Annotated in this window: 19 protein-coding genes; 14 read left to right on the top strand and 5 right to left on the bottom strand. The window is 39.4% G+C overall.

Annotated features, from left to right (window positions below; genetic code table 11):
- Positions 1 to 38 precede the first annotated feature (38 nt).
- Together HMO_RS0112960 and HMO_RS0112955 are read right to left on the bottom strand one after the other, a co-directional pair.
- Positions 39 to 620 (bottom strand): hypothetical protein, encoded by a 582-nt coding sequence (locus tag HMO_RS0112960; protein WP_010304302.1) that lies wholly within the window; start codon positions 618 to 620, stop codon positions 39 to 41.
- Between the two features lie 9 nt (positions 621 to 629).
- On the bottom strand, positions 630 to 4,067 hold the full coding sequence (locus HMO_RS0112955; protein ID WP_010304300.1) for an AAA family ATPase: 3,438 nt from the start codon (positions 4,065 to 4,067) through the stop codon (positions 630 to 632).
- A 192-nt stretch (positions 4,068 to 4,259) separates the two neighbouring features.
- Here HMO_RS0112955 and HMO_RS0112950 point away from each other — a divergent pair, with 192 nt between their 5' ends.
- The 13 genes from HMO_RS0112950 (at position 4,260) to HMO_RS0112885 (ending at position 18,900) form a co-directional block, all read left to right on the top strand.
- Positions 4,260 to 4,484: a hypothetical protein gene (locus HMO_RS0112950; RefSeq protein ID WP_010304298.1), complete on the top strand. Its 225-nt coding sequence runs from the start codon at positions 4,260 to 4,262 to the stop codon at positions 4,482 to 4,484.
- A 73-nt stretch (positions 4,485 to 4,557) separates the two neighbouring features.
- Positions 4,558 to 4,824 carry a conjugal transfer protein TraD gene (locus tag HMO_RS0112945; RefSeq protein WP_010304296.1) on the top strand — a complete coding sequence of 89 codons (267 nt, stop codon included), beginning with the start codon at positions 4,558 to 4,560 and terminating at the stop codon, positions 4,822 to 4,824.
- A gap of 697 nt (positions 4,825 to 5,521) precedes the next feature.
- Positions 5,522 to 6,397: a LysR family transcriptional regulator gene (locus tag HMO_RS0112935; RefSeq protein WP_010304294.1), complete on the top strand. Its 876-nt coding sequence runs from the start codon at positions 5,522 to 5,524 to the stop codon at positions 6,395 to 6,397.
- A 988-nt stretch (positions 6,398 to 7,385) separates the two neighbouring features.
- A complete protein-coding gene (locus HMO_RS0112930; protein ID WP_010304292.1) occupies positions 7,386 to 8,066 on the top strand; it encodes a hypothetical protein in 681 nt (226 codons plus the stop codon).
- 103 nt (positions 8,067 to 8,169) lie between these two features.
- On the top strand, positions 8,170 to 8,532 hold the full coding sequence (locus HMO_RS15960; protein WP_010304290.1) for a helix-turn-helix domain-containing protein: 363 nt from the start codon (positions 8,170 to 8,172) through the stop codon (positions 8,530 to 8,532).
- On the top strand, positions 8,529 to 9,746 hold the full coding sequence (locus tag HMO_RS17445) for a response regulator (protein ID WP_010304288.1): 1,218 nt from the start codon (positions 8,529 to 8,531) through the stop codon (positions 9,744 to 9,746). Before HMO_RS15960 ends, HMO_RS17445 begins: the two co-directional genes overlap by 4 nt.
- A gap of 162 nt (positions 9,747 to 9,908) precedes the next feature.
- Positions 9,909 to 10,355 (top strand): hypothetical protein, encoded by a 447-nt coding sequence (locus HMO_RS0112915; protein ID WP_100070097.1) that lies wholly within the window; start codon positions 9,909 to 9,911, stop codon positions 10,353 to 10,355.
- 77 nt (positions 10,356 to 10,432) lie between these two features.
- Complete coding sequence (locus HMO_RS0112910; protein ID WP_010304284.1) at positions 10,433 to 11,026, top strand: hypothetical protein; 594 nt, start codon at positions 10,433 to 10,435, stop codon at positions 11,024 to 11,026.
- A gap of 14 nt (positions 11,027 to 11,040) precedes the next feature.
- Positions 11,041 to 11,793 carry a hypothetical protein gene (locus tag HMO_RS0112905; protein WP_010304282.1) on the top strand — a complete coding sequence of 251 codons (753 nt, stop codon included), beginning with the start codon at positions 11,041 to 11,043 and terminating at the stop codon, positions 11,791 to 11,793.
- Between the two features lie 136 nt (positions 11,794 to 11,929).
- Positions 11,930 to 14,500 carry an F-box/SEL1-like repeat protein gene (locus HMO_RS15955; protein ID WP_010304280.1) on the top strand — a complete coding sequence of 857 codons (2,571 nt, stop codon included), beginning with the start codon at positions 11,930 to 11,932 and terminating at the stop codon, positions 14,498 to 14,500.
- 231 nt (positions 14,501 to 14,731) lie between these two features.
- The gene (locus HMO_RS0112895; RefSeq protein ID WP_010304278.1) at positions 14,732 to 15,511 is read left to right on the top strand and encodes a Fic family protein; all 780 of its coding nucleotides are present in this window, start codon (positions 14,732 to 14,734) and stop codon (positions 15,509 to 15,511) included.
- A 559-nt stretch (positions 15,512 to 16,070) separates the two neighbouring features.
- Entirely contained in the window at positions 16,071 to 16,730 is a 660-nt protein-coding gene (locus HMO_RS15085; protein WP_075261254.1) for a phospholipase D family nuclease, read from the top strand.
- 532 nt (positions 16,731 to 17,262) lie between these two features.
- Positions 17,263 to 18,900 (top strand): hypothetical protein, encoded by a 1,638-nt coding sequence (locus HMO_RS0112885; protein WP_139016903.1) that lies wholly within the window; start codon positions 17,263 to 17,265, stop codon positions 18,898 to 18,900.
- A 182-nt stretch (positions 18,901 to 19,082) separates the two neighbouring features.
- Here HMO_RS0112885 and HMO_RS0112880 read toward each other — a convergent pair whose 3' ends face one another.
- Both HMO_RS0112880 and HMO_RS0112875 read right to left on the bottom strand, forming a co-directional pair.
- Positions 19,083 to 20,348 carry a Y-family DNA polymerase gene (locus tag HMO_RS0112880; protein WP_010304268.1) on the bottom strand — a complete coding sequence of 422 codons (1,266 nt, stop codon included), beginning with the start codon at positions 20,346 to 20,348 and terminating at the stop codon, positions 19,083 to 19,085.
- A 24-nt stretch (positions 20,349 to 20,372) separates the two neighbouring features.
- Positions 20,373 to 20,864: a LexA family protein gene (locus HMO_RS0112875; protein WP_010304266.1), complete on the bottom strand. Its 492-nt coding sequence runs from the start codon at positions 20,862 to 20,864 to the stop codon at positions 20,373 to 20,375.
- Positions 20,865 to 21,177: 313 nt separating this feature from the next.
- On the opposite strand from HMO_RS0112875, the gene HMO_RS0112870 reads away from it, so the two are divergent.
- On the top strand, positions 21,178 to 21,717 hold the full coding sequence (locus HMO_RS0112870) for a ProQ/FINO family protein (RefSeq protein WP_010304264.1): 540 nt from the start codon (positions 21,178 to 21,180) through the stop codon (positions 21,715 to 21,717).
- A 48-nt stretch (positions 21,718 to 21,765) separates the two neighbouring features.
- Here the strand turns inward: HMO_RS0112870 and HMO_RS15080 are convergent, their stop codons facing one another.
- Complete coding sequence (locus HMO_RS15080) at positions 21,766 to 22,296, bottom strand: tetratricopeptide repeat protein (RefSeq protein ID WP_280956268.1); 531 nt, start codon at positions 22,294 to 22,296, stop codon at positions 21,766 to 21,768.
- Between the last annotated feature and the right edge of the window lie 163 nt (positions 22,297 to 22,459).

Genomic DNA, 22,459 nt, shown 5'->3' with positions numbered 1-22,459 from the left:
CCAGATAACCCGACTAGGAGTTATCCGGTCTCTCACTTCTATTTATTAGGACTTGAAGGCAAAAGGATAACCAACTTATCACGGTCCTTTTTATCTAACTTCATCCAATTATTGAGGAGGGATTCACCATATCGTATCTGTGCGGCTGTCTTTGCATCTAAAGGAGGAAACAGATAATGCACGAGTCCACCGCCGAGTAGACCGCCAATTAAAGTAGAAACGAGGACCAGAATTAGGGTTGTCCTTGAAAAGAAATTAATTTTTTTATGGCACTCCTCGAGATTGTGCTCAATGGCAGTTGTCTTCGTTTGTAATCTGCTTAAGATCTTTTCAACGTGCTCAGTAGACGTCTTGACAAAATGTTGACCTGCTTCTTGACCAATCTTCTGCGCCATGGTTCGGCTCTCATTTTGGAGCGTCGGGATCAACTGATGGGTCTCAGCTTCTAATATTCCTAAGCATTCCTGAAAACCGCTCGTGGCGACTGTCATCTGGCTGGCCGTTGTGGCCATCAGTTTTATTTCTTGAGCAATCTTGGTATGGAGCCCGTTAATCAAATACAAGGTATTTGTGAGATCTTGAAGCTGCTCTGAGGGGGTCTTTTCCGCGACTGATGTCATTTTTTCTCCTTATCGACTGAGATCGTAATCTCTCTTAATAGTTGGCGTTTGTTGCTGTTCTTTAAAATCTAATAAGCGATCAATATCCTGCTTAAGCTCTGGATCTGAGAGTGTTAAAGAAGTCATAACGCTTGGATCTTTGGCAAACTCAGCAGTTTGTTTGATAAAGGCCTCTTTATCTTCAGAAGAGAGTCGACCTTCTTGAACTGCTTGCTGATAGTCCTGATATTTCTGAGTAAACTGAGCCACTTTATCTTCTAAGGATAAAGAGTCGATACTGTGGTGGTTTGGCTCAAACTTCTGCAATAACTGTGCCATCCGTTGCTCATACGTCTGATCTTGGGGGTGAGCAGGGGGAGATAAGTCGAGCGAGGGTTTGGCCAAATGCGGTGTTGCCTTATAAGAGTCCATAAATTGACTCATAGCCGTCTCATAATCCCTGAGGCTACGGCCGGTGGTTGCTCTCATGTGTTGGTCAGCTTGAGCTTGATAGAGAGCTTCGATCCTCTTTTCATAGGAAGGCTTGGCAAGAAGAGGGTCTTCTAGCGAACTTACAGCTTTTTCCTTGGGAAGGAGAGGCTGCCGTTGAGCTTCGCTCAATGTGGGTGCAATCTCTAAGATCTGATCAAAGCGCGGTTCCTTGCCTAACCAACGCGTCAGTCCTCGCTTAGCTGTGTAGTGGATCGCTTTGAGCTGTTGACTCACTCGGCCGAGAGCTTCTGTGATAATGGAGTTTTCTTGGCGGGCTAGCTTTAGAGCCTGCTCAGGATCAATGTAATCCAGCGAAGAGAGCTTCTCCTGGCTTTTTGCCATCTGTTTGACTAACACTGAGTCAGTCCAGAATTCTTGAGAGCTTGCATAAACGCGCGCTTCTTCCGTGTGGCGAGTTAAAGCGACATAGGAGAGATTACTGTTGAAATGGTTTGAGGCTAAGATATAGCTCTTATGGTTGGTGGCACCTTGCTGCTTATTGATATTAATGGCCCAGCCCAGATCAAAGTAAGGATAAAGTTTCGAAGCAAAGGAAACGGTTTTCTCTTCCTTGCCATCTAAGCGAACTGTGATGGTGCGAGCATTGATCTTCTCAATGGTGCCGAGCATTCCATTACGGACCTCCAGACCCTGGTCATTCTTCATAAATAACAGACGATCCCCTCGCGCAAAAGCTCGTTGTCGCACTGTTCGCGTTTCATCCCCAAAATCATCCTCATCAAGGCGGGTAATCCTATGAGAAAAGCTCTCTTTTCCAAGTGCACCATCTTGGAGGCGCAACTTGCGAGCTTGCTCATTGAGCATTTCGGTCTCTTTGAGCGTATACGCCATAATGATATGACTCTTATCTGGTTCTGCTTGAATTCCTTGATGCCAGTCTTGAATCAGAGCTGTCATGGCTCCGTGACGCGGATTACACTTAAACTCATAGTTGCGACTATCGTGAAGTTTAAACTGCCAGTTGCGGGCCATCTCTTTAGCCTTTAATTGCCGCTGATGCCTATTCGAGGGATCAACCACGTTTTCAGCCAGACGACTCGGGTCTGTTTGATAAGCTAGGATATGCTCTCGGCAAGCATCTAGGTTCGCGGCAATGCTTTGGGCCGCCTGCTTTTCGACAGTTTTCCAGAGATCAATCTTTTGCTTCCCAGTTGTTCGCTCCGCCTCTGTCAAGTCAATATCACTTCTTAATGTCCAGCCCGCTAATTTCTGAGACCGGACTGCGAGATTAAAAGCGTCGACCAGACCGGCGTAATTCTGTTGCTTAACGAGAGCAGAGAGATCTGGCAGAGGATCTTGGACCAATTTAATGCAGCCTTGGTTCACATACTGGCTAAGAGCCATAGCTGCATTACCTTGACCAAAATGACGCGTGGCCTCTTTCATCCACACCACTTCTTGACGGATAACCGTCTTTAATGTGGCTACGCCGGTTTCTTGGGTCACAAGGCGGAAAGCAGCTCCCGCTTCAATCGGCTGAAGCTGACGCCCATCTCCGACAGTAACCAGTTTAACCCCCAGCTTTTGGACCGCACTGAGCACCTCTTCAAAGCGATTCACATCGATCATCCCTGCTTCATCGAGGATGAGAACTGATTTTGCATTAAACTGGCTGCGACCTTGCTGATATTGACGCAAGAACTTATGAACAGTCATCGACTTAATGCCATCTGTTTGCAGATTTTGGGCGGCCTTTCCAGTAGGAGCGAAGCCATAAACCTTATATCCGTTGGCTTGCCAAATATCTTGAGCACACTGGAGAATGGAGGTCTTGCCGGTCCCGGCATAGCCCACCATAGCCACCAATTTCTTATCGTCAAGGATATGAGCTAAAGCTTGTTTCTGATCCGACGACAAGCCTCCACGTTTCTCATATTTTTTGTCGTAAATGGCAACAAATTCTTGATGGCTTTGCTTCGTGACTTTAAATCCTTTTTCTTGACTGAGCTCTTGAGCGTTATGAACCAAGCTGAGCTCTTTTTTAAGCATTGTCTGCGTGGTAAAAACATGTCCTTGCTCGGTCTCCCGCAGCAGCTTTAATTCTGAAGAATTCTTAAGGTAAGCCTGGCAGACTTGAAAGACTTCTGGGTCGTCAATGTAGCGAGCTAAAATCCGTTGGATATCGCCCCACATAAAGGTGGATTGCGACTTATGAAGAATATCAAAAACCAACTCTGGGCGCCTCATAAGTCGATACAAATTCTTGAGCTTAATATGCTGATAATCTTGAGCCTTATCCGTCTTTACGGAACGGTGACTTTTCTCGTGCCGCTTTTCCATTTCTTGGACACTACGACTGAGTTTGGGTTGAGGTTCAATATCGATGCCGCGCTCCGCATAAGACCGGTGATCAATGCGCACTTGATGGCCATGGAGCTGAAGATGAAAATTCGTATAAGCAGCTAATTGTTCACGCCATTCTAATAAAAGTTCCTTCTTATCCCAGTCACGATTTTTATCTTTCGATAGCCCCATTTCGGCAAGTTCCCGCGTCAATAAAACAGCATGACAATGAGGTTTTTTCTGACCTGATTCCGGCTCACAATCATCATGGAAATTGGCTAGAACAGCTATCCCCCGTTGACAAAATTGGTCCTGAATAAACTCTCGAATTAAGGCGATATTTTGCTCAGTGGTAAGCTCAGCGGGAAGAGAAAATTCAAACTCCTTATAGACGCGTGAATCAACTCTTTTTTCTTCCGCCTCAGCGATGGTTGAGAGCTTTTGGACCCCTTTTTCTCGATCTGTTTCAATTAATAATTTGAGATCTTTGGCCCACTGAGGTGCGTTTTCTGGGGTTAAGAATTCGACATGCTCGACAGCCTTATTACGGTAATTAAAGATTTCGCCCGTACGCTCATCATTGAGACTCGTTCCACTGCGATAGGCGAGCGCTCCCACCGTACTCCGGTCGGATCGACTTAAGACTTTGAGATGTCCATGATAAATTGCCATTTTTACCCAGTTAAATCGACGTTGCTTGCAACGAAGCGTCTGTTGCTATTATGCAACGTGTAAGCGCGCCTTGCAATTTTTTATTGCTTCGGACTTGCAGAAAATGTTAACCATTTGATACGCTATTCTTATAAGCGACATATTGGAATTGTTAAGGGAGAAATTCCTTAACTACTACTGAATAGGATCATTATGAAGAAAATAGATAATCTGTCCAAAAAGCTTCAAGAGCTCCAAGCTGAGCAGCAAAAATTACAAAGCAAAATCGCAGAGAACTTCTATCAAGAAACCCAGAAGATTTTAGGTGATGACTTTTCACCATCCTTAGCCTTAACTCTGATTCAACAAGGATGGAATCATTCAGGGAAATCAAAGGAGGACTGGCTCAAGCTATCGACCACGTTTCCCGGGGCATAAAAGTTGTATTCTTTTCGAGAAATTAAAACGCTTAAACCGAGAAGAGATAAAGCTCCGGCAGAAGGTATATCGAATGAAAAATCAAACGGGCATGGCCTCCTATGGATTTCGTAAAGCACGCACCCGAACTTTAATTCAACTGGGCGGATTAATTGAGAAAGCGGGGCTGTTTGAAACGCTCGGAATTGTACCAGGAAGCGACCTACAAAAAGATCCGGCGATGCAATCTCTGGCATTAAGTTTATTGGGAGCTTTTCTTGAAGTTAAGCAGACGGCAAGAAGTGAAGAGGGTGTCTTGAATGTATGGCAACTAAAAGCACAAGAATTTTTAAACAAGTAACAGTAATAATAAGCAAAAAATAAATAGATCAATTTTTCTCAAATTTTTTCTTTCTGGGCGATGAGTTTAAAGTTATAACTATATTATCAAAATAGTAGAGGAGAGATTATGACAAAGTTTAATTGTGCTATCTTGTTTTTATTTGGATTAGTGGTTCTCATTCCGGTTCTTTGTTCGGACTCCAAAAAATTAGGGGCCTTTGAGTGTCCTCAAAACGACTTTCTAGCTTTGCGTCTCGTAATTAACACACACTGTCCACTTTTAAAGTACTCAGAAGCTTATAAGAATATGTGCTCTAAATCTTAAAGTAAATTTCTCAGCAGATTCTTCCCTGTGATAAGCAGGGAAGAAACCATTTATTATTGTTAATTGTGAGGCTTTATCCTACAAAGCGCTCATTTTCTCCTTTAATGATCTTCTATCTTACTTTTCTAAAAGGCGAACATTAAATCTCTGTTTGAAAATTTCATTTTTTTGCTTGAAGTACAGATTAAAGTTCCTATCTATCAATACTAAAGAAGGATTCGCTCTCTCCTATTCAGATACAATCACAAATCAGCAAAGCTTAATTATCGGAGCTCTTACAAACGATTTATTTATAAGGTAAACATAATGTTTTTGGAAAAGAATTAATAAAAAATTTAACAGTTTGCTATTATAATAAACCCTGAAATATTTTTAAGGCTACTAGATTGGAATGAAGCCCTTAGATATCTGGAGACTCAAAGTTTTCTATGAGGTTGCCCGAGAAGGTAATACAAGCAAAGCTGCTGAAAGACTTAATATGACACAGTCTGCCGTAAGTAGAGCTATTATTACCCTAGAGCAACGTATGAAAACAAAACTCTTTGAGAGAGTAAAAGGAATGCGCCTTACAGCTCAGGGCGAACGCTTGTATGTCTTTGCTGAAAAAATTGTACTTGTCACAGATAATATTGAGAAACATTTCTTTGAAGGAGAAGAGATTCACGGAAATATCAAAATATCCGCTTTACCTTATATTGCTACCGATTGGTTAATACCAAACCTAAAAGAATTTTTAAAACTATATCCCAATTTAACATTACAAATCTTTCCTCTAGGAGAAGAAATACACGATATCAGCGATTATGATGTGGCCATTCGATCTTTTATACCTCATCAACCTCACTTGATCCAAGAACTGCTTTTCACTCTAAAGGTTTGCTTTTTTGCCCATCCCGATTACTTGCATGAGTTTGGAGTACCGCAAAAACCAAAAGATTTAGATAACCATCGCATAGTAATATATAAGGAAAGATACTATACACAGTATGGAAACTCCATTTTGACCTTAGGTAAGGGAGCTCACGAAAAACCTAGAAAGCCTTATATACAAATTGACTCTCTGCACGGGATGATGCAATGCGCTCTCAATGGCTATGGAATTATAGAGGCACCTGATTTGACAAGTATTGTGGAAACTCAACTTGTTGAAATTTTAACAGATATACCAAAGCCTATAGCGCCGATGTATTTTATATTTCATGAGGAACGTAAAAAGTCCAGAGTAATTAAACAATTACTACAGCATCTTTCAAACTGTACAAAGTAATAATATCAAATTCTTATCATTAAATAAGATCAGGTCAAGAGATTAGAAATTATTAAACAGTTAACTACTAAGATAATAGTCTGTGCACCTATTCTTATTTAACAGGAAAATATATATAAGATAGAAGATTAAAACAAATTCGTTGTATATTCTACTAATACAACCTTACTAGGTGCACATTAATAATTTGTAGAATTCTTATTTTTTAAGTATAGCAACAGCAAATGCTGGTGAAGCCTCTAAATTTTCTAAATGGATCTCATGCATTGTGTGTCTCCTTTTATTGATTATAATATTTGCTCAACTTAAAGTTGATATTTTTAGGTTTATCAATCATACGATTCTTAAATATATACTTTTTCAAGGAATGTCAACGATCTAAACAGTAAACGCTTACTAATATGCTATCTTGGCTCTAAAATAATTTCATAGAGAGCTTGTATTGATATGCGCTTAACCTTTTCATCTTAAGCAAGCATTAAATACTAGACTTGACTTTATTAAGCAATCTCTATGAAATAGGAAAAGAGTAAAATTTTACCCGCTTATTACGGTTAATCAGATTAGGGACTATTTATATAGTCTAATTTTATCTATAAGGTGTAAAAACTAACTGATTTCAAGTCTATTAATTCTCTAAATATCTTTAATCTAGAGCATTAATAAATTTTTTGATTTATCTAATTACATAATAAAATTTGACCCCCCATATTTTTTATGGCATATATTATTATGTAATTTTTGCCCCTCATTTTACGGCCTACATTAGCCTAAATCTAATAAAACCGCTTTATTTCAAGTAAATAAATCTAATTACAAAAAAAATTCATAGTTAAAGCATCAACTTTTTGTTGGACTAATTCAGATTTAAGCTTTATCACAGCGATTAGTACAAAGTTAGGAAGAAAGTATTTGTTTAGAGTTAAGGCTCTCAACAAAAAACTTATAAATCCTATTGTTATCATTATTGCTTAGTGAGGGAATTAATATGAAAGTTAGTACCGGTAAAGAATTTGCTGCGAGCTTAAAAGATTATGTCAGCAGATGGCTATTGAGAGACTTAATTTTCTCATATGAGCTTATATTTTCCCACACCACTTCTGGTCCCCAATTAATTTTAAAGCAAAAACAAACACAGATCAAATTGTCTATGACTATTCATGCTGGCGCAGAAGAGATACAGATAGATAGTTTTACTCTTCTAGAAAACCCTCAAATGAGACGAATCTGTCCACCTTTATATGATGCTGCTCTTATTGAAATTGTTCTTCAGGGGCTCTTAATTAGTATATATAGCGCTCAACAATTAGATAAAGAGGAAGTAAGGCTGATGCTTACCACGGAGGATGCTGCTCATATCTGGGATTTTGATACTTTATTTACTTCTGCTTATTCTCAGTTAACCTTAAAAGGAAAGCGTGATATTTTTACCCTTTCTATCTGCGGGCATCATTTAGGTAATCTTTACACGCAGATCAATAATATTAAAGCTGATCTCTATAAACAGCTATGGGTTATGCAGAGAGATTATAATATTTTAAAAAGATATCTTCAGCATTCTTGTCGCTCAGATATAAGTTTACTAAAAATTCCTCAGGATACAATTACAGATAAGGTAGCCGAGAGAAGGGGGAACATAATACTTTTTCCTCGAGTTTTGCCTCTTTAACAACTTTTTATCATTATATTTTTTATCTATTTTGACGGTTGAAAGCTTAAGTTGCTTCCAACCAGTAAGATGCTTTTTGAAAATTCTAGCAAGGTATATTTCGATGACGGACATCAATTCATTTTCTATAGGGGTGCATATTGCACAAAGATTGAAAGAGAGGCGGCGAGAACTAAACATTAAGCAATATCAAATAGCAGAGATTTTAGGAATTACACCCCAACAGATTTCTAAGTATGAGCGCAGTGCAGATAGTATTTCTGTTAGTCGTCTTTACTGCCTCTGCAAAATACTCTCAGTTACTCCTAACTACTTTTTTGATGGATTTGACAAGATTTTTCTTTCAATGGACGAGGATTCATTATGGTTGTCTTCTGAAAACTTACGGGGGCAGAAGATTCAGATGAAAGTTTCTGGCATTCAAGGAACAATTGAGAGCGTAAAAATTGACAAGGAAAGCCAATGACATACTTTCCTCTCTGCTTCTTCCCTACTAAGACTGTTTGTATCGTTGAGGATCCAGCGTCAGTTGCGAGTCTGCTTAATGATCACTCTCAGATTTCATACTTTACTAGTATAGACTCAGCTCTTAACTATTTAAATAAGAGTGAGAAATCTGAATTACTTTTCGAGAGAATTTTAAGCAGTTATGAAGAGGGATTAGATTGCAATAATATAATTTATCTTCATGAGGAGATCTATAATCCCCAGCGATTTGAAGCCGTTTCCTGTGTCATAATTAGTGATCAAATAGCAGAGAACAGTGGTTTAGAAGTTTGCCGTAAAATAACTGATCCAGACATCCAGAAGATTTACCTGACTACAGATCTAGATCATAAGGCAGCAGTAAATGCTTTTAATAAAGGGCTTATCAACTTTTATTTGTATAAAAAGGATCCTAAAGCGAAAGAGATTCTTAGCACCTATTTGAAAGAAGCTCAGCTCAATTATTTTAGAGAGCTAACTCAAAACTCTAGCCAATTTCTATTGAAGCAATGGCACTCTCTTAGCGATGAGGGTTCAATATTGACGAATCCGCTATTTATTGAGCACATTCAATCAATTCTTGAAAAACAAGGCACGCAGGAATATTCCCAAGATGCCAGAGTGCAGGGATTTACTGTTGTCAATGAGACGCCTGCCTTATCAAAGGTGGACAATACAACAGTGACGATGCAAGAACTGCCTACAGCCAACCATGTTGAGGAAGAGTCTTCAGTGACAAGTGGGATAATCTCCGCTATTAAGTTTGGCACTGTTGGGGCGGGCTTGGCTGTTACCTATATGTATGGTCCTGCCGCTCTTTTATGGGGAACCTATTATGGAGCTTCCTATGCTTTAAATATGATGGGTATAAGCGGGATCACCGGTATTGCTGCAGCAACAAAACTGGGCATGATGGCTTCTCAATCAACAGCTGCAAAGATGGCCCTTACAGCAACCGGGGGCTATATCGCCAAATATGGAGCTGAGGCGATACTAAAAACTGGTGAACTATCTTTATCGGTGGGCAAATCTGCTGCAACCACTTCCTGGTCTCTCAGCAAGACTGCTTATAACTACTTCTGGGGTAATTCTTCTCCAAAGAAGGTACAGCAGGATGAATCGGTAGAGATGAGGCGAAATCGTCATCTTGATGCTGTGACTAAAAGGGTAAACTCTGCAGCAGAGGCTGCATAATAAATTATTATGAGGAGGCCCTATTCATGAGCCTCCTTGAAAGCTTACCCTATAAATCTGATCCTTAAGGATCAACAATCTAGACCATATAGCAAATCGACTTTAAAGAAGCAGCACTTCTTTAAGGGCGAAATTTTTTATGCCAAAAAAGGAATTAATTCAATGAAAGCTGTTTATCTAAGTTTCCTATTAGCAATTCTTTGTGCATGTACACCCCACAATTACAACTTCAACACCTCTAAGAGGCTATTGCCTGAAAGTTCTAAATTCAATCACTCAGAAATAATTAATCCTGCTTATTTACAAGGAGTTGTGTGGAAGGCTTTCGAAATGGCTAACTCAGGAGAACTAACCACTGATGACAGTGAATTAGTTCTAATCTTAATAAAAGCTTTAAACAATAAAGGCCTTCAAAAGAAATCTATTACTTGTAAAGTAGATAATCTTGTAAAGCAAATTAGAGATAGCAAATTATCACAAGCTGACTTCATTAATGGTCTTAGGTCAATTCTGCACGATATAGAAGCAGAAACAGGCTTCACCATTAGTCCACAGTTTGAGCAATTTAGTCAGCGCTATTTTTCAAGCGAAAATAGGAACAAGTTTTAAATTAAACCTATTAATCCCCCTAAAATCCAGAAGAAATTGAAATGACTCAATATTTATACAATACAAGGAGAGGTATATTGAACTCATCTTTTCCTATCAGACAACTTTCTTTAATCTCATGCGTTCTCTTATGTGGCTGTACCCCTTCATCAGAGATCAAGACAGAGAAGGATTTTCTTTTAGGACAAGACCGTTGTAGCGCTAAGATTCATCGAATTAGACCTGAGAGAAATGCTGATGATGCAGCTCTTACCCTCAAAATGGAGCCGGGAAATCCTTTAAAGGTTAAAGGTATCCTAAAAACAGTCAAGGCGGGCAAACGGGATTATACGCTTAATCCGTCGGAATCCCTCATCCTGAGGATTGATGGCAATGATTATCCTTTAGAGGTTATTCATTCCCTAAAAGATCCTTTAGAAGAAATTAAGCAGTATAATGTTGCTCTGCCTTCAGGAAGAAGTCTGATGCTCGGGCGCGTTATAGAAGTCACTCGCAGAAGCATGACTTTTCTCTTATCCCAAGAACTAATGGATAAGATTATTCTGGCCACCCGAGTATCTTTCCGTATTGACTCATCCAATAAAGAAGGCTATCCGATCGTGATCCCTTTCACGCAAGAAAACCAAGATACCCTTCAGAAATTTAAAATCACCTGTACCCCTAAAGCATAAAAGGAGACTTTATTATGAAAACTCAAACCTTATTTCCGATTCTTGTCAGCGTTTTTATTATGTCTGGGTGCTCAACAACCCCCCAGTTTGTAGCCCTGCCCGATCAAGTTAAGCATCAAATCAGTAGCACTCAACCTTATTTAGAAGAAGGCCAAATTAAGATGATCGCTGATATTGAAAGCTCAAATATTGCGACTTATACCGGCGGAGGTTTACTATTTGGTTTAATGGATTGTGCTGTCATGGCTTATCGTCAAGACCGAGCTGAAGGCGCCATGGAAGACCTACAAAAAGAGTTTGCTAGTTATGGATTACAAGAAAAAGTCATGGCCAAATTGACTACAAGCTTCCAGCAAACTGGTTGGCTGCATGCAGACCCTCTTAAAGTTCTAAAAGCAGGCCAAGACCCAGCGCAAATCGTTCAAACCTCTACCAAGGACGGCGTATTATTTACCAGTTACGTTTATAGATTCAACCCTAAGATGACCGTCATGCGTGGGACAATTTACTTAAGTCTATATCCTGCCAGCACTAAGCTAAAAAATCTTGTTAAAGCCGATAACCCGTTCGATAAGCCGCTTTTCAGATTTAATGTCAGTGCAGCTTACCAGCTTCCTTCAGCGACTAACGATCTGCATCAAAATGCTAAGCAGTGGGCGGCAGAGAATGGACGCCACTTAAAAGAGGCTCTGAATCAAATTACAACCCAGAACTTTATCCAGTTCGAAAGAGCTCTAAAAAACCCCGCTCATATAGCTGATGAATAAGGAAGTTAAATTAAGGAGATATGGGAAGTCTTTTAACTCAGAAGATTTCCACTTCTCTTGTACTTTGTATAGAAATGCTAAATTAGTGAAAAGGCCTCTATTGAAACCCTTTATAAGAAAGTAATAGGAAATTAATATGTATAAATTAGCAAAAAACTTTAAAAGAATCTTTTATCTCTGTGCCTCTCTAACTCCTTTAAATTTAGTAAATGCAATAGAAGGATTTGAAGATAATAAAATATATGAGATCAACTCTACAACCTTGAATATGGCAGGAAGTAACCTTAATGGCTCTGTTGAAAATCTAGAAAGCGACTGGGAAAGGCTTCCAATAGAGCTTAAAATACATATCTTATCCTTTTTGCAGGATAAGCGGGATATTCTAAACTTTTCTATGGTTGCTACAGATAGCCAAGCTATTACAGAAGAATTTTATCGCCAAACTATAAAAGAAAACAGACCTTTAATCTCCGATTCCCCGAATCCATGGCAAACCACTTATTTATTTAGAACAAATTTTCTAAACCTTCTTAAAGATTACCAAGAGGGATGCTTATATGAAAATAAAATATTAAGTAATCTAGTAGATGAGATATTATTCCTTAGTGGTATCTCCCCTATAATACCTTCTACTTTTCATGAAGAGGAGAAAATTCCTAACGTACAATCTAAGAAGATTTTAGAGAAAATTAGAGAGCTTCATCAGTTTTGCGAACAGAAAAGATTGCCTCATGCCTTTCTACTAAATTCCCTCTTATTGCATAATAATGCGGCAGAGGATAGCACTTGGAAAAACTCTCTTGTAACTTTATTAGAAAAGGATATCAGCCATAAAGATGAGCTTGAATTGGAGCTGGGTTTAATACTACATTCATTGGGTTTCTTTATACCTGGGGAAGTATCCACCATGAATTCTGCGCAATTTACGCAGGACGTAAATTTAATAGGAAAGTTAATTGAGAGGCTTATAGAAAAGGACACCACTTATCTTTTAAAGAATGGCTTAATGCAAAACTACTCTGCTGAGGTACTGAATAACATCGGTCTTCATTTGAAGGCTTCTAATATCTCCTCCCTATCGGTTAAGGAAAAATTGCATACTCAAGCCGTTGAATTTTTTAGTCTTGCTGCTGAGAATAATTGCTTAGAGGCTCAATCCAATCTAGGCTATTGCTATGTTAAGGGCGAGGGTGTTCCATTAGATCTGATGCAAGCAAAGAAATGGCTGCGTGCGGCTGCTAAACAGGGATTTGCGCCAGCGCAACGAAATCTTGCAATTTTATATAGAGATAGCTTAGCAAGCATAGCCTCATCAACAAAAATGATAAAATGGTGTTCTCTGGCAGCAGAGCAAGGGGATACTCAAGCCCAAACAATGCTGGCATCTTTTTATTATCAAGGAAAATTCATTGCTAGAGATTATTCTGAAGCAAGAAAGTGGTATCAATTGGCTGCTGTAAGTGGCGATGCGGAGGCACAATTCTGGTTGGGAATCATGTATAAAGAAGGGCAAGGAGGCGAAGTTAATCATTTAGAAGCAATAAATTGGTTTAAAAGCGCCGCTAATAATGGATGCGCCCCAGCATTTGTAAAGCTTGGAAATTATTATTCAGAAGAAGGAGCGTTCCAAGATTTAAATGTAGCGGTTAAATATTATAAGCTTGCAGCAGAGCACGGGGAGAAATGGGGACAGTACAATTTTGCTAATTTATATTATCTAGGAAAAGGAGTAAAGCAAGACTACACTGAAGCTGCCAAATGGTATAAACGTGCCGCCCTACAAGGGATTGCTTCGGCCCAATTTAATATGGGCGTTTGCTATGAGCAAGGTCAAGGAGTAGCCCAGAATATTAAAAAGGCAGAAAAATGGTATCGGCGCGCTGCAGATCAAAATGATAAGTCTGCTTATGGCAATTTATTGGCCCTGTATCAGAAAGATGGGGGGAGGAATCTAGATCTTGGAGAGGCATTAGAATGGTTAAAAGGTAATGCTGAACGTGGTCTCATGAATGCGCAATCCTCATTGGGTGACTGGTATTATCAGAACATTTTAATGCCACGTGATGCTGATCAGGCCGTAAAGTGGTACAAATGTGCTGCTAAACAAGGGAGCGTAGAGGCACAATTCTGGTTAGGAGTGTGTTATGACCTTGGGGTAGGGATAAAACAAAATTATAAGGAAGCAGTAAAATTGTACAGACTTGCGGCGGAAAAAGGTCATGAAGGGGCACAACTGAACCTCTCAACTTGCTACCATGAAGGTACCGGTGTGGAACGAAACTATAAAGAAGCAGTAAAATGGTGCAAGTTAGCGGCCAAGCAAGGCAATATAGCATGTCAACATGACCTTGGACACTATTATGATGTAGGCCAAGGGGTCACCAAAAATTTACGGAAAGCATTTAAATGGTATATGCGCGCTGCTGAGCAGGGGCATTCTGAGTCTCAATATAATGTAGGTATCTGCTTTTATGAAGGTCAAGGGGTCACACGAGATCATCACGAAGCAGTAAAATGGTACAGGCGTGCTGCTGAACAAGGAGATAGTGACGCTTATTGTGAGCTTGGGCATTGCTATATATATGGCCATGGTGTGCCTCGTGACCTTGCAGAAGCACTCAAATATTATAGGATGGCAGCAGCAAAGCGAAATTATAGGGCAACAAGGATAGTACTTCGTTTAGAAGCAGGGGAAATAAATCCTTAAAAAGTATACGCACCCTATTAAATTGGGTTCCTATTTTGCATTAGGATTATCATCGTATTATCTTTTAACCCAACTGAAAAGAGGGGGACATTAGAGGTATTGGGCTTCCTGCTGATAAAGAATCTTATTCAGGGCTGCTATGTTTCCCGGTCAAAACGGGTCAAAGCGGTATTTGTCCATGAATAGGCCTCTCATGTCATTTTTTTGTTAAGTTTTATTAAGGAAATCAAAGTGAATAAACAACTGTCATCTGCTATAAGAATTGACAAAACATTAAGGGATAGCCCTGCTTTGGCGCAAAACTATTTAACGTCTGCCTTCGAATGGAGTACTGCCCTCGTGAGCATTCTATCACGAGCGGATTACCTCCTCGGCAAGCTAGCAAACGTTAATAGCAAATTACTTGATCTTCACCTCTTTCTCCCATCTCTCAGGCTTCGGGAAGCCGTGTTCTCTAATAGAATAGAAGGGTCTCGTGCCACAATTCGAGAAATATGTTTGAATGAGGCAGGAGCCTATGTTGGCCTTTATCCTAGGGAATTAAAGCAAGTCGAGAATTATGACAAGGCCCTCAATTATGGAATAGAGCACTTGAAAAATGAGCCTTTATCGCTGCCCCTTCTTCAAAATGTCCAGCAAATCTTAGAACATGATATTAATTCTTATCAAAATCATCCAAAAGATTTGAGAACTAAGTTAAAAGTAATTCACTCCTCTGAAACTTCCTTCCCTAGAACCAACCTTGTATTCTCACAACAGGAAAGCTTGAAGGCGGATTTAGAAAAACTTCGATGGGTCTTTCAAGACAAGATGCTACCGCCTTTAATCCAGTGTGCTCTAAGCCACTTTCAATTTGTAGCTCTATCGCCATCCTTAGGAAGTAACCGGCAAGTTGGAAGCTTACTGATCCCTTTATTATTAATTGAGCGTGAGGAATCCTTACATTTTAATAAGCAAAGTTGCTCAAGACCTGGGAGTAAATTATACGACAGTACAAAAAGCTATTTATAGGCTTGAAGCCATTGGCATTTTGAGGAATATTAACGAGAGTAAATGGGGAAGGATATATTGTGCAGAGAAAGTTTTATCTATTTTAGAGGAACCGGCAAGAGTTAAAGCAGCTGAGCTAATTTACTAATCGCAGAGGGCTCATCTTTGAAATATATTGAGGCTTTTTATGTATACTATAATGCAAAGGAAGTATCATTTCTCCTTTCTCCCCCCTAGAATACACTTTGCAGTTTTCTGCAGCCTCTTTCTAAAATAATTGTGGCTATCTTTTCATATCTTCTTTGTAAGCAGTTTCTAGCATTTATCCATATTCCTCAAAATTTACTATCCACACTATAATAACAAGAGACGTTATAAAGAAAGCCATTAAGGGTAGCCCGGGTAAGTTCTTGGCTTGTATCTCAGACTCTGAGTTCCCCATATAATGGTTGAGATAAGAATATGTATAGAAGATCACTTAGGAAGAGTATTTTTCTTAAAGTAGTAATTTCCTTATAGAGTTAAATCAGTTAAGTGGTATTTTAAAAATACCTCAATTGTTCATTTTAGCGCCTTGTAAATGAGAAGAAAAAAGTCCTCAAAACACTCGACCAAGAATCAGTTCTCCTTGGTAACATTAATCTCTGCCATTTCCCTTTCTTTAGGAGTGGGGTATAATGCTGCTTATTTTTATGCAGCTCATTATGAACTGCCAACACTTATCCAAGAAAGATCCCAAGAGTTAGCGGTATGCTTCTCCCCGAACCCTCTTTGTCAGCAAACGCTTCTGACGACCTTAAAAATGGCCCGTCATTCTATCCGTTTACAAGGCTATGGCTTTACCGATCCCAAAATAGCTGAAGCCTTAATTGAGGCAAAGAAAAGAGGAGTAGATGTCCAATTGATCCTCGATAAATCCAATAAGACTGACAAACACTCAAAAGCACCTTTGGTCTCACAGCACAATATCTCTGTCTATATCGATAACCCAAGCGGAATTGCTCATAATAAAGTTATCATTATAGATGCAGATACGTTAGTTACAGGGTCTTATAATTGGACAGCGTCAGCCCATAGCCGGAATGCGGAGAATCTACTCATTATTAAGAATCAAGAATTAGCGCAGCGCTATCTAAAGAATTGGGAAGCCAGAAAAACTTTATCAAAACCACTCAAAAGACAGCGGTCTGATGCGATCTTGGTCGACAAGCGCGTAGTTACAGCCAATGCGCCGCTCTAAGGTAAGGCGTTTCCTGAGAGTCTTCTGTAAGAACTTGTCCTTTTCTTCAAGGCTGTCAAAACTCATAACCTTGGATCGACCTATGCGCCCATAATGATCAAGGACCATCCGCCTAAGAGATCAAGCGCTTGCTTAATTTTGGACCAACGCTGGGTCCCTTTGTCGGGCTCAATTGCCTACAATCTATAACTGGGCATGATTCTATTTTTGTTCAGCATGATCTAAGTAATAATTTCTCTGGTTAAATACTTAAATCATTTTACAAGTTTTCTATTTTTTAGTTGAGAGGATTAAAGATTAATGCTAATTGTTTGCTAGTTTTTTAATCTTAGGTATTAAAATGGTGCTCACAATTATAAATCTTACCAAAAGTGCTAAAAAGAGCTCTTTAATTTATTCGCTACCATTGCTTCCTGTAAAGCTTATCTTATTTATCTTCTTCAGGTCCTATTCGATAAAAGCAATCACTTTTTTCAGTGTAAGTCTTTATTTATGTCCTCTATTAAGTATGGAAAAGACTGAGGTAGAAAGAGTGATAAATTCATTACCAATGAAGTTATCAGGAACTATAGAGCTTTTACTGGAAGATCTAGCTGGATCTGCCGGAGAAGAGGATAAATATGGTAATTTCTCAAACGTGTCTAAAAAAGTTGGTCAATTAGTCTTAAAAACCATGACAAGAGCAACGGATATAAGAGATTCTTCTATAGGCGTATTTAGACAGGAAGGAGAGGATGAGGAAGGGTTAAAGCTAATATATCATGAAAGTAAGAAATTATTAGAGGAAATGCCTTCTTTAAACATTAAAGAAAAGATCTCAATGGTCAACCATATTTTAACTAAATTAGAGCGTGAAGCGGCACGATTCGATATTGTGCAAGAATTTCGGTCTTCAGAAGAAGATGAGCTTAGAAACGGCCTTACTATTGCCTTTAGAAATCTTAACATTGTTCAGAAGGTTGATCGAGATTTAAGAGAAATACCATTTCCACCTCTATCTTCTTCACTCGTAGATTCACAGATAGATCATGCTCCTAGTTCATTATTCCTTGAAGTATGGGGAGACATTCCTCTTATAGACCCCACCCTATTTCAGGGAACATTATTTGATGATGAAGAATTATTAGAACTAGAAAGAGGGGCAAGTCCACTCTGGGAGGGAAGATACACTCTTCTGCGCCACAGGAAGGTAGGCCTCAATAGCTCTTATAAGCCTACTAGTATCTACTTTCACCGGAATACCACGCTTGCCTGGCAGGGCCATACATTACATAATCGAAGCTATTATGAAGAAAATCCTTTAAATAAGCTCCCTTTTATCAGCAAGATTTGGAGCCAACAAGCGGCGTTAGGCCAATATAAAATAAATCATCTTGCCTGCAATATTTTCTGTATTGTAAGAAACGATTACTCTGAAATTGAAACTTATGAATCACCTATTTTCTGTGAGATCTTAGATGGAATAGCAGACAAGAAAAAATATAAATTTGAAGTTACTAGAGATGGAAAATCAGGAAAGGGTTTAGCTGTTATTGACTTTGCTAGCGGTGTTCCCCACCCACGGATTATTGAATCTTTAGAAAGAGATAATTTTATCACCTATACTCGTTCTAATTTCCAAGTAAACGATAATGATATTACATATCATGGGGATCTTCTAGCGCTCTACTCTTTAACAACTAATCCAGATCTCTTTTTCAAGCTGCTTACGAAGAATGGCCATATTGACAACTACGAGATATTAGGTCTGGGGACTCGTTTTTTCTCATCTTATGATGCCTGTAATGATTGTAATAATAAAATATATAAGAAGATTTATACCGGTCATGGCTTAAAAGCGGATCTGTGCAATAGAGCTCGCAGACACTATAGTTATCAGGGCCATGAGTTACCTTTTCATACCTTATTTTATGCCTATAGGCCCTTTACTAATGGATGTACTTATTATCTTCGAGAAAACTCTAAAGACACCAAATATACAACTCATGCGGTTACGAATTATGGCCGATCATATACTGAGCACACTTTTAGCTTGCGAGGGACAGAACCAGGTAAAGAATTCAAACCCCATAAAGAGGATCTTATAACACCAAGTGAGTATTATAACATATCGAACTCTGATATAATTTATTCCCATGTCGCTTACTTGGAAAGAATACAATACCAGTGATTATTTTTGATCTCGCTCTGAAACTTGTGAGGAATGCTCATGAATATAGGACGCTTAGTTATCCACAATTTCTGGGGATAACCTTCATCTTATTAGAAAGGATCTACCTCTAACGGGCACGTTCTAATTGAAGATTACCTCTTTGCCCAAGAATTAAGCAATCCAGAAATTCCTCCCTCGCCTCATTTAGCATAGACTTTGGGCAGTTGATGCCATGAGGTGGTATAGGCCGGTGACTTTCTACTCTTCCTATCCTTCCAGCTCAACTTTGGCCCGCAAGCAGCCATATGAACAGTTCCTCGTCCATACCTTTGATTAATTTTATCCAGAGCCCGGCTAATCTCTTGTGCTTTAGCATTTCTTCCCTCTGGGGGATCGAAGAGAGTAAGTTGGGCCAGAGTGATAGGCATCAAATCCAGAGCCATAATACCCGCTTTTTGATAGTCAAAGCCGGCCCTAAAGATGGCTTCTAACCCTTGCACCGCTGCTTGAATCAATCCAGCATCATCATTGAGAGCGGTTGGTAGATTAATCAGAATGCTATTGTAATACTGACGATTCCTGACCTGAAAGCGATTAGCACAGACTGAGACGACGAGGGTATTGGTTTTCAAACGATGTAACCTTAATTTCTCAGCAAGCCGAGTTGCATAGGAAGCCACAGCTTCTCTAATCTCCTCAAATCGGGTTAAGGATCTAGAGAAGCTCCGCGAAACTTGAATGGACTGCCGGGCTTGGGCTTCCGGTTCAAGACTAAGACAAGAGATGCCATTTAATTCGTACACAAGCCGCTCACCCACAACAGTAAAGTTCTGACGCATCCATTTCGGATTGAGCCGCTTAAGTTCATAAGCCGTATTGATGCCTAAGGCTTTGAGCCGGGCTTCTATACGTTGTCCTACTCCCCAGATGTCCTCAATGGCAAATGTTCGAAGAACCTGATCAATTTGATAGAGATCATCAAGTATACAAACACCGTGGTATGCTGAATTCTTTTTGGCTAAGTGATTAGCAACCTTAGCTAAGGTCTTGGTTGGACCAATTCCGATACACGTAGGGATGCCGATCCAATCTGCTACTTGCTGACGTATTTGCTGAGCTAATGTAGCAGGGTCACTTATACCACTGAAATCCATAAAAGCTTCATCAATCGAATAGACTTCAACACGAGGAGCAAGAGATGCCAAGATCTCCATAAACCGCGCAGAAATATCCCCGTAAAGCGCAAAATTGGAAGAAAATATTTGTGTATTATGCTTAACCAGCAAATCTTGCACCTGGAACAGAGGTGCTGCCATGGGAACACCTAAGGCTTTAATCTCGTTAGACCTAGAAATCAGGCAGCCATCATTATTAGATAAAACGACAACAGGTCTAGTGAGTAAATCAGGGCGAAACAACCGCTCACACGAAACGTAGAAATTATTCCCATCAATTAAAGCAAACATCGCATCAGGCTCTCATAAAGCAAATTATTTATTCAGCTGATGTACGACGGTCGTGACCACGCCCCAGACTATAAATTCCATTTCTTCTGTGATTTCAAGAGCAGGGTAATCAGAATTTTCAGGTGCTAAGATATAGTGGCCATTTTGAATTTTTAAACGTTTAACTGTGAGCTCACCATTAATTGCAGCGATAATAATACTACCATGCTTTGCTTTCAAAGATCGGTCCACAATTAGAAGGTCATTATCATGAATGCCAGCCCCGATCATCGAATGTCCTGAGACGCGCACAAAAAAGCTGGCTGCAGGATGGTCAATCAGATATTCATTAAGGTCCAAAGTTTTTTCGAGATAATCGTCCGCTGGAGAAACAAATCCAGCTTGAACACGACTTGAAAAAAGAGCTAAGAAAATCTTAGAATTCCGAGGAATGATGACTTCTTCTAGGTTGCCCCCTAGCTTCAAAGTTGAAGTGCTGACAATGTGACTAAAGTCGTCTTCAGGTTGAGTGAACATAATTAATACCCTTAAGAATATCTATGATCTCTATTATGATATGAATTTTGTACAGTAATCAATTCTTATAAGTCATGCTAATTTTTAGTTAATTGAGCTTAAGTTATAAGGACAACTAATCATAGATGACTGTATTACCCCGTTCCAGTGCGATATAAATAGTTAAGCTACCATAAGCATTTTCCATACCCAGGATTGAGTACAAAAAATCTTTCTTCTCAATTGCCCTAAAATTCCTTAAGCTCACAAAATAAGTACCAAAGCAACTTACCTTAAGAATTAAGCCTTCTAAAGATTCTGCATCAGGACTGCCATGACCCGAACACCGCTTACCCTTAATCCAGCACAAACGCAGCAAGCTCAAAATAAATTGGAACAATTGAGAACCTATTTTGAGACAGGACAAAGGCCAATTTTTCCTAAAGCTCTGCCTCTCCCTAAAGAGGTAACTAAAGAGGCAAAGCAAAAAAAGGAACAGCGGCAGCAACAGCTTCAGGCTCGAAAAGAGCGCACTAAAAACATCCAGACGGCATTAAGATGGCTGCAAGAGACTTACCCAAATTGCTTTAGCAAGGACACTCCCAAACCTCTTAAAAAACGTATCGAAAAGGATATTTTTGCCCAAGAGTTACCTTTTGCCCGAATATTGATCCGTTACACTTTATCTTTTTATACAAGGTGGCATAAATATCTTAAGTCTTTGGTGGCCGAAACACATCGCCATAATCTCCAAGGGGAGCCCGTGGAAGAAATTGCGGAAACTGACAAAGCTCATGCTTTAGAAAAGCTCAAACAACTTAAAGAGCGCTACAATGCTCGCCAGAAGAATCAGAAGAGTAAGCTTCTAAAATAAGATTCTTAAGATAGAATCTCTTACTTTAACCTCATATAATAGTTTAGATTAACGTAATCTAACTTTTTTACTCTTCCTGAGTTTAAAACTCCTAGAGGAGTGATTCCCCTCCTCCATTAATAATTTGAGATTTTGTTGAGCATCTACATGCCCTTGCTCCGCTGCCAATCTGAACCATTTTACAGCCTCTTTATAATCTTTCTCAACTCCTCGGCCATCATTATATAGAACCCCTATATTATATTGTGCTTGAGCATGGTTCTGTTCAGCCGCTAATAGGTACCATTTCATAGCCTCAGTATAGTCTTGCGGCACACCTAAGCCATCATCATAAAGGAAACCTAAATAAAATTTTGCATCCGCATTACCTTGATCAGCGGCCATTTTATACCATTTAAAAGCTTCTTTATAATCTTGCGGTACACCTAAACCCTCATCATAAAAAAGACCTAGATAGCATTGTGATTGAGTATGACCTTGTTCAGCAGCCATCCTCATCCACTTAGCTGCCTCTTTATAGTCTTGTGCAACCTCTTTACCCTCCTTATAGAGGGTACCCAATTGAAATAGAGCCTGAATACTTCCTTCTCTAGCTTCTTCCTTATATGTGGCTATCAGCTCTTGGACGCTTGTACTTTTAATACTAATCCCTTTTTCATCTACTTTTTTCCTTCTAGGGCAGCTATTATCTTTTGGGGCAGAATAGAAGTAGCATTACTGTAACTCGTCAAACATACTAAAC

The organism is Candidatus Odyssella thessalonicensis L13, from assembly GCF_000190415.1.
GTDB classification, from domain to species: Bacteria; Pseudomonadota; Alphaproteobacteria; order Paracaedibacterales; family Paracaedibacteraceae; genus Paracaedibacter; species Paracaedibacter thessalonicensis.
Note: the sequence above shows the minus strand (reverse complement) of the source record. Positions and strands in the feature narration are given on the sequence as shown.